16 protein-coding genes are annotated in these 13922 nt (G+C 55.2%); 3 read left to right on the top strand and 13 right to left on the bottom strand.

The features are described from left to right. Positions 1 to 9 precede the first annotated feature (9 nt). The 10 genes from rlmC to ACG0Z5_RS09960 form a co-directional block, all read right to left on the bottom strand. Positions 10 to 1137: a 23S rRNA (uracil(747)-C(5))-methyltransferase RlmC gene (rlmC, locus tag ACG0Z5_RS10005; RefSeq protein WP_394446901.1), complete on the bottom strand. Its 1128-nt coding sequence runs from the start codon at positions 1135 to 1137 to the stop codon at positions 10 to 12. Positions 1138 to 1179: 42 nt separating this feature from the next. Further along, entirely contained in the window at positions 1180 to 1653 is a 474-nt protein-coding gene (locus tag ACG0Z5_RS10000) for a YbjO family protein (protein WP_394446899.1), read from the bottom strand. Positions 1654 to 1727: 74 nt separating this feature from the next. Beyond that, a complete protein-coding gene (gene potI, locus ACG0Z5_RS09995) occupies positions 1728 to 2573 on the bottom strand; it encodes a putrescine ABC transporter permease PotI (protein WP_394446897.1) in 846 nt (281 codons plus the stop codon). Further along, the gene (gene potH / locus ACG0Z5_RS09990; protein WP_394447094.1) at positions 2570 to 3523 is read right to left on the bottom strand and encodes a putrescine ABC transporter permease PotH; all 954 of its coding nucleotides are present in this window, start codon (positions 3521 to 3523) and stop codon (positions 2570 to 2572) included. The genes potI and potH overlap by 4 nt, the downstream gene beginning before the upstream one ends. A gap of 14 nt (positions 3524 to 3537) precedes the next feature. Continuing rightward, positions 3538 to 4671, bottom strand: a complete 1134-nt coding sequence (gene potG / locus ACG0Z5_RS09985) for a putrescine ABC transporter ATP-binding subunit PotG (protein WP_394446895.1) — start codon at positions 4669 to 4671, stop codon at positions 3538 to 3540. Positions 4672 to 4844: 173 nt separating this feature from the next. Continuing rightward, positions 4845 to 5957 (bottom strand): spermidine/putrescine ABC transporter substrate-binding protein PotF, encoded by a 1113-nt coding sequence (gene potF, locus ACG0Z5_RS09980; RefSeq protein ID WP_394446892.1) that lies wholly within the window; start codon positions 5955 to 5957, stop codon positions 4845 to 4847. A gap of 406 nt (positions 5958 to 6363) precedes the next feature. Further along, a complete protein-coding gene (locus ACG0Z5_RS09975; protein WP_394446890.1) occupies positions 6364 to 6843 on the bottom strand; it encodes a YbjN domain-containing protein in 480 nt (159 codons plus the stop codon). Positions 6844 to 6949: 106 nt separating this feature from the next. Continuing rightward, positions 6950 to 7852, bottom strand: coding sequence for a 30S ribosomal protein S6--L-glutamate ligase (gene rimK, locus ACG0Z5_RS09970; protein WP_394446888.1), 903 nt, complete (start codon positions 7850 to 7852; stop codon positions 6950 to 6952). A 77-nt stretch (positions 7853 to 7929) separates the two neighbouring features. Continuing rightward, complete coding sequence (gene nfsA / locus ACG0Z5_RS09965) at positions 7930 to 8652, bottom strand: oxygen-insensitive NADPH nitroreductase (protein ID WP_394446885.1); 723 nt, start codon at positions 8650 to 8652, stop codon at positions 7930 to 7932. Continuing rightward, positions 8636 to 8923: a YbjC family protein gene (locus ACG0Z5_RS09960; RefSeq protein ID WP_394446883.1), complete on the bottom strand. Its 288-nt coding sequence runs from the start codon at positions 8921 to 8923 to the stop codon at positions 8636 to 8638. The genes nfsA and ACG0Z5_RS09960 overlap by 17 nt, the downstream gene beginning before the upstream one ends. Before the next feature lie 176 nt (positions 8924 to 9099). Here ACG0Z5_RS09960 and ACG0Z5_RS09955 point away from each other — a divergent pair, with 176 nt between their 5' ends. Further along, a complete protein-coding gene (locus ACG0Z5_RS09955) occupies positions 9100 to 9363 on the top strand; it encodes a GrxA family glutaredoxin (protein WP_319629771.1) in 264 nt (87 codons plus the stop codon). Between the two features lie 15 nt (positions 9364 to 9378). Here the strand turns inward: ACG0Z5_RS09955 and ACG0Z5_RS09950 are convergent, their stop codons facing one another. Beyond that, positions 9379 to 9753 carry an inner membrane protein YbjM gene (locus ACG0Z5_RS09950; protein ID WP_394446880.1) on the bottom strand — a complete coding sequence of 125 codons (375 nt, stop codon included), beginning with the start codon at positions 9751 to 9753 and terminating at the stop codon, positions 9379 to 9381. Between the two features lie 261 nt (positions 9754 to 10014). Between ACG0Z5_RS09950 and ACG0Z5_RS09945 the strand changes: the two genes are divergently transcribed. Next, complete coding sequence (locus ACG0Z5_RS09945) at positions 10015 to 11700, top strand: aspartate:alanine antiporter (RefSeq protein ID WP_394446878.1); 1686 nt, start codon at positions 10015 to 10017, stop codon at positions 11698 to 11700. A 276-nt stretch (positions 11701 to 11976) separates the two neighbouring features. After that, positions 11977 to 12861: an SDR family oxidoreductase gene (locus ACG0Z5_RS09940; protein WP_394446876.1), complete on the top strand. Its 885-nt coding sequence runs from the start codon at positions 11977 to 11979 to the stop codon at positions 12859 to 12861. A 26-nt stretch (positions 12862 to 12887) separates the two neighbouring features. Here ACG0Z5_RS09940 and ACG0Z5_RS09935 read toward each other — a convergent pair whose 3' ends face one another. Both ACG0Z5_RS09935 and ACG0Z5_RS09930 read right to left on the bottom strand, forming a co-directional pair. Beyond that, positions 12888 to 13250, bottom strand: coding sequence for a hypothetical protein (locus ACG0Z5_RS09935; RefSeq protein WP_394446874.1), 363 nt, complete (start codon positions 13248 to 13250; stop codon positions 12888 to 12890). 81 nt (positions 13251 to 13331) lie between these two features. Beyond that, positions 13332 to 13874 carry a TetR/AcrR family transcriptional regulator gene (locus tag ACG0Z5_RS09930; RefSeq protein WP_394446872.1) on the bottom strand — a complete coding sequence of 181 codons (543 nt, stop codon included), beginning with the start codon at positions 13872 to 13874 and terminating at the stop codon, positions 13332 to 13334. Positions 13875 to 13922 lie beyond the last annotated feature (48 nt).

Genomic DNA, 13922 nt, shown 5'->3' with positions numbered 1-13922 from the left:
GGCGCGAGATTAGCGGCGAATCAACAGGGTTAACACTTCGTAGTGCGCGGTGTGCGGGAACATATCAAACAGTTGCACCCGGGCGACCCGGTAGTCCGGCAGATGGCCAACGTCTTTCGCCATCGACTGCGCATTACAGCTGGAATAGATAATAAACGGCGGCGCCATCTCGCTCAGATAATCGCACAGCGCTTTACCTATTCCCCGACGCGGCGGATTAACCAGCACCAGTTCAGGTACACTCCCCTGCGCGGTCGCAAATTGGGTGGAATCCAGGGCCTGAAAATGCAGATTGTGTAAGCCCAGCTCTGTCGCCGACTGTCTGGCGCAGGCAATGGCTTCCGGGGCAATTTCTATCCCGGTGAGCGTCATCTCAGGCGTGGCGCAGTGCAGGCCAAATCCACCTACCCCACAGAACAGATCCCACATATGTTGGACCGGTAATTCGCGGACCCAGCGCCGCGCGGTGGCGTAAAGCTGGCTGGCAACCGTCGGGTTGGTCTGGAAGAAACTTTGCGGACGGATCCACAATGGCACGTCGTTAAAACGTTCCGCCAGCGCCTGTTGTTCGGTGAGAAAGATTTCCTGTTCACCCTCCATGATCGCCATGTGTACCGGCTGGATGTTGACAGAAATCACCTTCAACTGCGGCAGCTGAGCCTGTAAATCCGGCAAGGCGGCGCGCAGCTGTGCCAGCTTGGTATCGGAGCGCAACACAAACCGCAGCATCATCCCACCGTCGAGTTGGCTTTCGGTCAGCAGCAGATATTTCAATTCGCCGCGTTTACGCGCCACGTTATACGGCGTCAGGCCCGCCCGGGCGATGAACGGCTTAAGTGCGGCAAACACCGGGGCAAACGAGGCGGGATACAGCGGGCAATCACACAGGTCTTCCGGGGTGCCGTCGCGATGCAACATACCGAGCAGCGGTTTTTCGACGCTGCCGCTGACCACCATTTTAGCTTTATTACGAAACCCGCTTTCCGGGCCGCCAATCGGCGCGCACCACTCTTCTACCGTCGAGGCGGACAGCAGTTGCCGGAGATCCGCCATTTTGGCGGCAAGCTGTTGGGACACCGGCTGTTCGAGCCACTGACAGGAGCGACAGCGACCGGCATCATAGAGTGCGCACTGCATACAAAGACCTTTGAAATTCCAGGGGCCGGGATTGTATCACCGTTAATGCAGACGGAAAAACCGACGGCTGGCAGCGGGAACAAAAAGTAGACACAGCACCAGCATATCCGGCAGTTTTTGCATCACCAGCGAGCGGAGTATTTCCCGCTTTGATTCCCCGGGAATGCTGAACAGTTCAGGATAACCATAGCCCAACGACGCAGCCCACAGGTAAACGGCGGCGATCACCTGGGTCGACAGGTACAGCCAGCGCGACCAGTTTCGCCCTTTGATCAGCGAAAACGCACACCAGATTTCGACAAAAACCAGCACCAGACTGGCCAGAAAGACCAGGGTTAACGCCCAGGTCTGCACGCTGCGATGGACGAATTCCATCATCCCTTGCGGACCGAGCAGGCCGAGGATCATCAAGACATCCAGCGCACGAATCAGAATAATAGCGAGCGCCGCCACCTGCACCAGGACAGGGACGTTCGGTCTGGCATGTGTATTCGCAGTTTTAGAAAAGAATCGCAATTGTGGCCTTCCATGAAAACGTCTCCCTGGAAACACAGGGAGACGATGACACAACGCTAATGATTTTAAGCGGTTCAGCCGCGTCTTGCACGCTGGATGTCGCGTACACGCTGCTTTTCAGACCTTGCCATGAGGAACCAGGCGAGTAAACCAACAATTCCGACCACGCCGAGGATCAGCGTCGCCAGGGCGTTGATTTCCGGGTTGACCCCCATACGCACGTTGGAGAACACCAGCATCGGCAAGGTGGTTGCGCCCGGCCCGGAAACAAAGCTGGCGATCACCAGGTCATCGAGGGACAGGGTAAACGCCAGCAGCCAGCCAGAAATCACCGCCGGCATGATCATTGGCAGAGTGATAACGAAAAAGACCTTCAGCGGCGTCGCACCCAGATCCATCGCCGCCTCTTCTATTGAGCAGTCGAGTTCACGCAGACGCGAGGAGATAACCACCGCCACGTAGGCAGTACAAAACGTGACGTGCGCCAGCCAAATCGTCAGCATGCCACGGTCAGACGGCCAGCCGGTGGCGTGGCCGAGCGCCACGAACAGCAGCAGCAGTGACAGACCGGTTATCACATCCGGCATCACCAGCGGCGCGGTTATCATGAACGCAAAGCCGTTCGAGCCCCGAAAACGCCCGAAGCGGACCATCACTACCGCGGCGATAGTGCCGAGAATAGCCGCCATGGTTGCCGCACAGGCGGCAATGGTCAGGCTTAATCCTACCGCGCTCATCATGGCCTCATCGCGGAACAGTTCACCGTACCAACGCGTGGACCAGCCCGCCCATACCGTCACCAGTTTGGAACTGTTGAACGAGTAGATAACCAGCATCAGCATTGGCGCGTAGAGGAAGGTGAACCCGAGCAGCAGAATCAAAATACGCCATGGAGAGCGGACGACCGGTAAGTTGTTCATCCGTGTTCCCCCATCTGTTTTTGCTGATGCTTGTGGAACCACATGATAGGCACGATCAGCAGCAGCAACATCACGATCGCCACGGCAGAGGCCACCGGCCAGTCGCGGTTATTAAAGAACTCCTGCCACAGCACGCGTCCAATCATGATAGTGTCCGGCCCGCCGAGCAGTTCCGGAATAACGAACTCGCCCACCGCCGGAATAAACACCAGCATCGACCCGGCAATGATCCCGCCTTTGGTCAACGGGACGATCACGCTGAAGAAGGTTTTCAGCGGTCTGGCACCTAAATCGAGCGAGGCTTCCACCAGCGAATAATCTATGCGGGTCAGCGCGGTATAAATCGGCAGCACCATAAACGGCAAATAGGCGTACACGATGCCGATATACACCGCCAGATTGGTGTGCAGGATCTCCAGCGGCTGGTCGATGATTCCGGTCCACAGCAGGAAATTATTCAGGATACCGTTACTTTTCAGGATCCCCATCCAGGCATAGACACGAATCAGGAACGACGTCCACGACGGCAGAATAATCAGCAGCAGCAGAATATTACGCGTCGACGGCTTACTGTGCGCCACCGCCCACGCCAGCGGATATCCCATCAGCAAGCAGCAACAGGTGGAGATCGCCGCCACCTGCAACGACTGTAAATAGGCCTCAAAATACAGCGGATCGTCGGTCAGCAGCAGGAAGTTGCCGATATTAAGGGTCAGGGTGATTTGACTGTCGGCCCACTCCCACAGATCGGTGTACGGCGGGATCGCCCGCGCAATATCGGACAAACTGATTTTAAAGACGATCAGGAACGGCAGTAAAAACAGCAACATCAGCCACAGGTACGGGAGGGCAATCACCAGCTTGCGGCCGTGCTTCATCTGCATTTTGGCAAGCCATACGCCAACGCCGCCGGGCTGTTTCACCTGAACCGGAGGTTCTAAAGTCTTCATCATTGCGCCCTCCTCTACACCGTCAGGACCACACAGCTGTCAGCATCCCAGCACAGACGCACCTCATCGCCCCAGGTCGGCTGACCTTTGCGATAGCGGTGTTCGTTCTGTAACTGGGCACTGATCATCTGGCCGCTTTTCAGGCGAACGTGATAAATCGACAGATCGCCGAGATAGGCGATGTGCACCACTTCCCCGACCGCAAAGTTGTAGCCGTCGGCAGGCGCCCCATCGCAGAGCATGATTTTTTCCGGGCGCAGCGCGACGTATACCGGCACGTTATCCAGCACCGACGCGTCGGCATCGACTTTTAGCGGATGCACCAGCCCCGGAGAATCAATTACCAGGCCATCTTCCTGACGCGCTTTCAACAGCCCTTCGAACACGTTTACCGAGCCAATAAATTCGGCGCTGAAACGGGCGGTCGGATGCTCATAAATCTCTTCCGGTTCGCCAATCTGCACGAACTTACCACGGTTCATGATCGCAATACGCCCGGCCATGGTCATCGCTTCTTCCTGGTCATGGGTCACCATGACGCAGGTCACGCCGACGCGCTCAAGAATGTCCACCACTTCGAGCTGCATCCGGTCGCGCAGTTTTTTATCCAGCGCGCCCATCGGTTCGTCGAGCAGTAACAGTTTTGGCCGTTTGGCAAGGCTGCGGGCCAACGCCACGCGTTGACGCTGGCCACCGGAAAGCTGATGCGGCTTACGTTTGGCGTATTCCTGCATGTGAACCAGGCTGAGCATTTCCTGCACCCGGGCGGCGATTTCCGCCTTCGGCAGTTTGTCCTGCTTGAGGCCGAAAGCGATGTTCTGCTCGACGGTCATGTGCGGGAACAGCGCGTAGGACTGGAACATCATATTGATGGGACGCTGATAGGGCGGCACCTGCGAGAGGTCTACACCATCCAGAACGATTTGCCCGGCGGTCAGGGTCTCAAAGCCCGCCAGCATACGCAGCAGGGTCGATTTACCACAGCCCGAGGGGCCGAGCAGCGCGAAGATTTCGCCTTTATAGATAGTGAGGCTGACGTCGTCGACGGCATGCTGGCCGTCAAAGGATTTGGTCAGATTGCGGATTTCCAGCAGCGGGGTCAGCGCTTTGGGGGTTTTCGCCTGTGGGCGTGGGATTGCGTCAGTCACGAGGGTGCTCTCCGGTAAAAACAAACATTTGCATGGTCCGGTGCCATACAAAGAACATCACAGTGCAGATGCACTGACCCGGTGCGTTTTATTCTTGCCGGGCGGCACATCGCTGGCCCGGCCTACATGAGATTGCAGGCCCGGTCAGCATCACGCCGCCGGGCATGACGGGTTTACTTCCCGGTCTTAACCGTGGTCCACGAACGGGTAATGACGCGGTCGATTTTTGGCGATAAGACGGATTGTGTGAACAGCTTCGCACGCACGTCCGCAGGCGGATAAATGCCCGGGTTATCGCGCACTTCGGCAGTCAGCAGCGGCGTCGCGTCTTTGTTGGCGTTGGCGTAGTAAACGTGATTACTGATATTCGCCACCACGTCAGGTCGCAGCAGGTAATTCAGGAACTGATACGCCGCATCGGTATTTTTGGCATCCTTAGGAATGGCAAACATATCGAAGTAAACCATCGCCCCTTCCTTCGGAATGCTGTAGGCAACGTTCACGCCATTCTTGGCTTCTTTCGCACGGTTTGCCGCCTGAAGAATATCGCCCGACCAGCCAATCGACACGCAGATGTCGCCGTTCGCCAGGTCATTAATGTATTGAGAAGAGTGGAAATAGCGCACAGACGGACGCAGCTTCAGCAGCAGATCGTTCGCAGCACCGGTGTAATCTTTCGGGTCTGAACTGTTTGGATCTTTGCCAAGATAGTGCAGCACTGCGGCATAGACTTCGCTTGGCGCATCCAGGAACGAGACACCACAGCTTTTCAGTTTTTCGAGGTTTTCCGGTTTCAGGATAAGATCCCAGCTGTTCACCGGCGCATCTTTGCCGAGCGCCGCTTTTACTTTATCGACGTTATAGCCGATGCCGGTGGTGACCATCATGTACGGAATACCGTACTTATTGTCGTGGTCGTTTTGCGCCACCAGCTTGAGCATTTCCGGATCGAGATGCTTGTAGTTCGGCAGTTTGCTTTTATCGATCGGCTGGAAAATCCCGGCCTGAGACTGACGCTCCAGGAACTGTGAAGAAGGCACCACCAGGTCATAACCGGTGCTACCGGCCATTAATTTCCCTTCCAGCACTTCGTTGGAATCAAAGACGTCATACACCACTTTAATACCGGTTTCTTTGGTGAAATTCGCCAGCGTGTCCGGGGCGATATAATCAGACCAGTTATAAATGTGCAGCGTTTTTTGTTCAGCGGCGAGCGTACCAGCAGAGACGGCCATCAGCGCGCCCGCAACCAGACCTGTTAACCATTTCTTATTCAAGGCGGTCATATCTCTTTTCCTTTTCAACGTCCGTTAACATTCGAACCAATGTAGATGCAGCCCTATGCATGCAAAAATCATGCATATTTTTTCAGTCAGTTAAGAAAAGGAGAGAGCATCTCTCCCGGCCGGTATTGCTCGCAAGTGCTTCAGGATATTACGCGCCGCATTAGGGTAAATGCAGTGTTTCACGCGCCCTGTTTGAGGCTTCGCAAGAATAACTTTAGCCAGGGTTCGAGGCTATAGCTCGGCTCAAAAAACGCCTTTTATCAATTTTTTATGCAAGATCACTATATGGCATAAGCCATCAGTGGCGTTGGAGTGGTGAATAATTCTTTAAGAAGAGGTTAACAGCAGAATATTGGCGGGTTTTGCGCAGTCGCGCTGGTGGCGACTGCGTCGATTATGGCGGTCTTTAGTGAAGAAAATGGAATGGCGTCTGTTCGACCGGCTGCTCTTCTTCATCACCTTTATACAGCAGCTCATGGGAAGCGGCTTCAAGGATAACCATCGATACCTGTTCCTCGCTCTGACGGAAGAACCATTCGAACTGCTCACGGGTGACACCGACATTTACCGACAGCGACTGGCACACCACCAGCTTCGGCAGGTTGTCATCCTGAATATCGAGGAACGCTTTGACCGTCAGGGAACTGGCGTTGATAGACGATAAATCGGAGGCCAGCGGCAGCAACGCTGAAGGCTTCACTTCCGCCAGCGCTGAAAACAGCACCACGTTATCCAGCAGGTCGAGTTTGGCATCGAAAATACCGTCGAAATTCTGCATGTGCGGCAAGTGTAGCGCCTGACAGGTATCGCACTCATAGAAGCTGATGCCCATTTCGTCGAGCCATTGACGTAACGTATCCAGACCCGGGACGACGAGTGAATCCATAAACCCTGAAACCTCTTGCTGTGAAATAAATGCGTAACCTTAATGGAACCCGTTACAGGTTACGCAAAAACGCGTTCAGATGCTACGGAACCGATGAGATCTTATGCTATCCGCCCGTTTTAAGACAAAAGCCCGGCCTGGCATGACGCTCTATCCACTGGATCATTTTGCCCGCGATATCGATCCCGGTGGTTTTTTCGATGCCTTCCAGCCCCGGCGAAGCGTTGACTTCCATTACCAGCGGGCCACGACTGGCACGTAAAATATCGACTCCCGCGACGTCAAGCCCCAGCGTTTGCGCGGCCTTGATGGCAATTTCGCGCTCTAACGCCGTAATCTCCGCCACCGTCGCCACCCCGCCACGATGCAGGTTCGAACGGAAATCGCCCTCTTTGGCCCGCCGTTCAATGGCGGCCACCACTTCATCGCCCACCACCAGGCAGCGAATGTCACAGCCTTTGGCTTCCTGAATGTATTCCTGCACCAGAATATGTGCGTTCAGCCCGCGAAACGCGTCGACCACGCTTTCCGCCGCCTGACGGGTTTCAGCCAGCACTACGCCGATCCCCTGCGTGCCTTCCACCAGCTTCACCACCAACGGCGCCCCGCCGACCATATCAATCAGGTCACGCGTGTCGTCCGGGGAGTGCGCAATGCCGGTAATCGGTAAATCAATGCCCTGTCTGGCCAGCAGCTGCAGCGAACGCAGCTTGTCGCGGGCGCGGGTAATGGCGACGGATTCATTCAGCGGATAACTGCCCAGAATTTCAAACTGGCGCAGCGCGGCGGTACCGTAAAAGGTAATCGCCGAGCCAATACGCGGGATAACCGCGTCAAAATGCGGGAGCTGGCGGCCCTTATAGTGAATAGAGGACGCCGCCGGACTGATGTTCATATAACAGGAAAGCGGATCGAGGATTTCGACCTGATGGCCGCGTTTTGCCGCGGCCTCGCGCAGACGTTTACAGGACCAGAGCGTTCCGTCCCTGGACAAAATGGCTATTTTCACCCTGCACCTCACTGTGATGACCTGAAACAGGCAGGCTAATCATACACCTCGGCGAAATTAGCGGATAGCTTCGCGCATTAACGGATAGCCCAGCCCTGTTTATGCAAATAGTCGAGAATAAACGGACGTGTTTCTTTCACGATAGTGCGACGAATATGGTCGCTCCAGGTGTCAACCCGGGCGTTGCTGTCCCGCGAAAGATAATAGTCGGCGATCTGCTGGTCATAGCGCGCCAGTTCGGCTTTATCCACCGGCTGATAGTGATTTTCATGTACCACGATGCTGGCAGGCAGGCGCGGCTTCACACCCGGATCGTCTGAAGGCCAGCCGAGACACAGGCCGAACAACGGCAGGACGTGTTTAGGCAGGTGCAGCAACTCGGTCACCGCTTCAATGCTGTTGCGGATCCCGCCGATATACACCCCGCCGAGACCGAGTGATTCCGCAGCAATCATCGCGTTCTGGCCCATCAGCGCGGTGTCTACCGCACCGAGCAGCAGCTGTTCTGCGCGGCCCAGCTGGGCATCCGGGCAAATTTGCAGATGGCGGTTAAAGTCTGCACAGAATACCCAGAACTCAGCGGCCTGCGCGACATGCGCCTGCCCACCGGTCAGGGTCACCAGCTGTTCGCGCATCTGTGGGTCGGTGACGCGCACAATCGAGCTGCATTGTAAAAAGCTGGAGCTGGCTGCCGCCTGAGCGCTGGCGATAATCGCCTCGCGCTGCGCCTGAGAAATGGGTTCGTCGGTGAAATGGCGAATAGAGCGGTGGCTTAGCAGCAGATCAATGGTCGGCGTCATTACGTTTTTCCTGGTCAGGCAAATTCGGTTTATCGTTACGTTGCATTAGCTGTGGGGCAATGGTCTGTGCCATGCCGCGGAACAGCGCAACCGCGGCGGGGATCATCAACAGGATGCCCACAAATATCATGATTACCCCGGCGACAGGGCTTGCGAACGGTGCAGGCAAGGCGACGTATTGTTTGAGCGAAAGCCATGCCAGCACCAGCAGCACCATGCCGAGGGCCTCGAGGATCAACACGCTTTTCGGCAAAGAGCCCAGTGAGCGCATAGTCAGTCTCCGGTAATCGAGTATAACGGGGAGGATAGCAACTGTGTTTGGCGAAACAAGTCTTCTGTATAACCCCTGGGTATCGGAACAAAAGGTACAACCTTCTTTCAACGCGACGGCAGAGCGGGCATTATAGGCTCCATTCGCCGACAGGCTCAGTTTCAGGAGAGAAAACGATGTTTACCGTAATTTTTGGTCGTCCGGGTTGCCCTTACTGTGTTCGCGCTAAAGAGCTGGCAGAAAAACTGACCACCGAGCGTGATGATTTTAACTATCGTTACATCGATATTCACGCAGAAGGGATCAGCAAAGCTGACCTCGAGCAGACCGTGGGTAAGCCGGTTGAAACCGTACCGCAGATTTTTGTCGACCAGACTCATATCGGTGGTTTCACTGATTTTGAAGCCTGGGCGAAAGAGAACCTGGGTCTGTACGCGTAATGAACGGCGTGGGCGTTAATCGCGCCCACGTATTCTTGCAACCAACCCGCTGACAAACAAAAAGCACAGCGCGCCCAGCGCACACCAGAACACCGCACTGCACAACCACGCCAATTCCTGCCAGAACGATCGGTTCGAGAAAAGCCACACACGCATCAATACCAGACAAACCGGTGCAGCCATCATTGCCCCAACGAGCGGCAATAAAATCCGCTGTCGTGATGAGAGAAAACTTGCCACGGCTCCAGGGATAACAAAGAACAGCAGGCCCAGCTCCTGATGACCGGACGCACGGTATGCACCTTTCATATTCACTAACAGATAAAGGCACACCACAATAAAGAGGACAAAACAGCAGATAACGCCCGCCCAACCCCGTTCAGATCTCAAAATTCCTCCTGATATGTCTCTATCAAACTTCAACTCAGCCTCGTTGGATAAAGTTTTCCGGCACTCCTTGCCGTGATGCCTACATAAGAACAAACGATTGTTACTAGCCGCCGCTATCAGGAACGATTAAACTAACGGCCTTTATTTGATGGTGAAAAACAGGCTGCCGTATGGTTGATTTTTTCTGTCTGACCAGGAAAAACCTTAGCCCAAAAAACCATTCCTTTCAACAACTTACTCGTAAACAAGAAGTTAGCTTCCGTGAATATAAACGTCGCAGACTTGTTAAATGGGAATTACATCCTGTTATTATTTGTAGTACTGGCGCTGGGCCTGTGTCTGGGCAAATTGCGCTTAGGATCTATCCAACTCGGTAATTCCATTGGCGTTTTAGTGGTCTCTCTGTTATTAGGCCAGCAGCATTTCAGTATTAACACTGACGCCCTGAATCTGGGCTTTATGCTGTTTATTTTCTGCGTCGGCGTGGAAGCCGGACCTAACTTTTTTTCCATATTTTTTCGCGATGGTAAGAATTATCTGATGCTGGCGCTGGTGATGGTCGGCTCTGCGCTGGTCATGGCCTTAGGTCTCGGAAAACTGTTTGGCTGGGATATCGGTCTTACCGCCGGGATGCTGGCCGGGGCGATGACCTCCACGCCAGTACTGGTCGGCGCGGGTGACACGCTGCGTCATTCAGGTATGGCTGGCCCGGAACTGGCCACTGCGCTCGATCACCTGAGCCTCGGTTACGCCCTCACCTATCTGATTGGTCTGGTCAGCCTGATCCTCGGCGCACGCTATCTGCCGAAGTTTCAGCATCAGGATTTGCAAACCAGCGCCCAGCAAATCGCCCGCGAGCGCGGGCTGGACACCGATTCCAACCGCAAAGTGTATCTCCCGGTCATCCGCGCCTATCGCGTTGGCCCGGAACTGGTGGCGTGGGCCGACGGCAAAAATCTGCGCGAGCTCGGCATTTATCGCCAGACCGGCTGCTACATCGAACGTATTCGGCGCAACGGCATTCTGGCGAACCCGGACGGCGACGCGGTACTGCAAATGGGCGATGAAATAGCTCTCGTCGGCTATCCCGATGCACATGCCCGCCTCGACCCAAGCTTCCGTAACGGCAAAGAAGTGTTCGACCGCGATCTGCTCGACATGCGTATCGTCACCGAAGAAGTGGTGGTCAAGAACCACAACGTCGTTGGTCGTCGTCTGGCACAAATTAAGTTGACCGATCACGGTTGCTTCCTGAACCGCGTGATCCGCAGCCAGATTGAAATGCCGATTGACGACAGCATTGTGCTCAACAAAGGCGACGTTTTGCAGGTCAGCGGTGACGCGCGCCGGGTGAAAACCATCGCCGACCGCATCGGCTTTATCTCGATTCACAGCCAGGTTACCGACCTGCTGGCCTTCTGCGCCTTCTTTATTGTCGGCCTGATGATCGGCATGATCACCTTCCAGTTCAGCTCCTTCAGCTTTGCCATCGGTAACGCGGCAGGCCTGCTGTTCGCCGGGATCATGCTGGGCTTCTTACGTGCCAACCACCCGACCTTCGGCTACATCCCACAAGGTGCGCTGAATATGGTGAAAGAGTTCGGCCTGATGGTGTTTATGGCAGGTGTCGGCTTAAGCGCGGGTAGCGGTATCGGCAATGGCCTCGGCGCTATTGGTGGTCAGATGCTGGTCGCGGGCCTGATGGTCAGTCTGGTGCCGGTGGTTATCTGCTTCCTGTTTGGTGCCTACGTGCTGCGTATGAACCGCGCGATGCTGTTCGGCGCAATGATGGGAGCCCGCACCTGTGCACCGGCGATGGAAATCATCAGCGATACCGCTCGCAGTAACATTCCGGCCCTGGGATACGCAGGCACCTACGCCATCGCTAACGTGTTGTTAACCCTGGCGGGTACGCTGATTATCGTCATCTGGCCGGGCTTGGGATAAATCTGAAGAATGCAATAAGCAGAAAAAAAAACTGTGAACTGCCGAACTTTTTGAATGGGCGGTAGTCATAATTAGTGCCACTGCTTTTCTTTGATGTCCCCATTTTGTGGAGCCCATCAACCCCGCCGCTCTTCGGTTCAAGGTTGATGGGTTTTTTGTTGCCTGAAATTCGTCAGCATCATTTCCCCCTACTGAGACTCCTCCGAAATCCCCCTCTCTGTCCATAAAACGAAACATGAGCGTCTAAGCTGAAGTTTTACGTTTTAAGGAGGTGCCATGAGCCATCATTCAGATCAATCAAGCCAGTTCCCAACTCCCCCGTTTGACGAGCAACCCCAGGAAGCACCGGGCCTCGCATCTGAAATGTCCCCGGCACCGGATCATGGCGAAACCAGTTATGTCGGCACCGGCAGGCTGGCGGGCAAGAAGGCCCTGATTACCGGCGGGGACTCTGGTATTGGCCGGGCAGTCGCCATTGCGTTCGCCCGTGAAGGCGCTGATGTCGCCATTAACTATCTACCTGAAGAAGAGGAAGATGCGGCAGACGTTATTGCCCTGATTAAGGCCGAAGGGAAAAACGCCGTTGCGCTACCCGGTGATATCCGCGATGAAGCATTTTGCAGATCGCTGGTTGATGAAGCGGTAAGCGCCCTGGGCGGGCTGGATATTCTGGTGAACAATGCGGGTCGTCAGCAATATTGTGAGACCCTCGAAGAACTGACCACCGAGGCGTTTGATGCGACCTTTAAAACCAATGTCTATGCCCCCTTCTGGATAACCAAGGCGGCGCTGCCGCACCTGAAATCTGGGGCGTCGATTATTAACACGTCCTCAGTTCAGGCGTATCAGCCGAGTGCCATCCTGCTGGATTATGCGCAAACCAAAGCCTGCCTGGCGGTATTTACCAAAGCACTGGCGAAACAGCTCGGTCCGAAAAATATTCGGGTGAATGCCGTCGCCCCCGGGCCATACTGGACCGTGCTTCAGCCGAGTGGCGGTCAGCCGCAGGAAAAGGTTCGCGAGTTTGGTAAAAACGCACCGTTGGGACGTCCTGGTCAGCCCGTGGAGATAGCCCCGCTGTACGTCACGCTGGCGTCGGATGCCTGCTCGTATGCATCGGGCCAGGTGTGGTGCTCCGACGGCGGCACCGGCACCCTCTGATTCACGATGTCAAAACCAGAAGCCACTCACCAGGCTTCTGGTTCTCTTAGCATATGCACAATGTTGCATGGGCTCATAATCCATCCCCCTTTGAATCCTTCCGGAAGCGGCTCGACGCTATCGCAGCGGGTCACGCCCTGCTGTGCCAGTTGTTCAGCTGTCGCTGTAAAGTCAGGCGTAAACAGTTCCAGCCAAAGCTCGGCCTGACTCATGGTGGGGGCTTCATCAATCCACAATCGGTTTGGCCCGAGGATAAAGCCGGTCGCTGGAGCCTTATCCGTTATCTCCTCCAGCCCAATCGTGTTGCGGTAAAAATCGAGTGTCTGTTGATATTGGTGCGTCGGCACTTTCAGCGCTATATCAATCCCACCGGTTATCTCTGCAGTCATACGATCACTCCTTACGTCGGGTTAAGCGATCAGTATGTCGCAAGATAGCCCAACTCGCCGGGGCAACGACCTGGTAATCGCTTAGAGTGCCGCAATCCTGCCGACCATCTGACGGATTTCCGCTTTACCCAGCGGCGCGCGATCGGTCACGAAATGCAGCGTCATCCCTTCGATGAAGGCATCCAGCGCACGGGCCGTGGCCGGATCGAACCATTGCTGAAGCACCTGCTGGCTTCGCTGCATCCAGTTCTGCATCACGTTTTTTAGCGCCGGTTTGCAGCCTATAAATGCGTAGAGCTGATACATCAGTTCCATGTTGCGGGTGGTGGTCACCTGGGCGCTGAAAATCAGTTGGGTGATGGCATCGCAGGCCTGCGTCGCGGACGTAACCTCGGCAAAAAACGCCTTATATTGCACCAGCATTTCATCGGTGAAACCGGTGAAAGCTTCCTCTAACAGCGCGTCTATCCCGCTGAAATAATAGGTCATCGAGCCCAAAGGTACGTCGGCACAGGTGGCGATTTTGCGGTGCGTCACGGCCTGAATGCCGTGGCGTGCGATGGTGTCCAGCGTCGCCTGCAGGATCCTCTCCCGGCGCTGCGGATCGTTGGGTCTGCGGGCCATACTTTTTCCTCTTACGGTTTGTGTACAAATGTACACAAGCTTGCTAGT

Source organism: Scandinavium sp. M-37, from assembly GCF_043558715.1.
GTDB lineage: Bacteria > Pseudomonadota > Gammaproteobacteria > Enterobacterales > Enterobacteriaceae > Scandinavium > Scandinavium vulneris_A.
The sequence above is the reverse complement of the archived record's forward strand: the minus strand, read 5'-3'. Positions and strand labels throughout refer to the sequence as shown.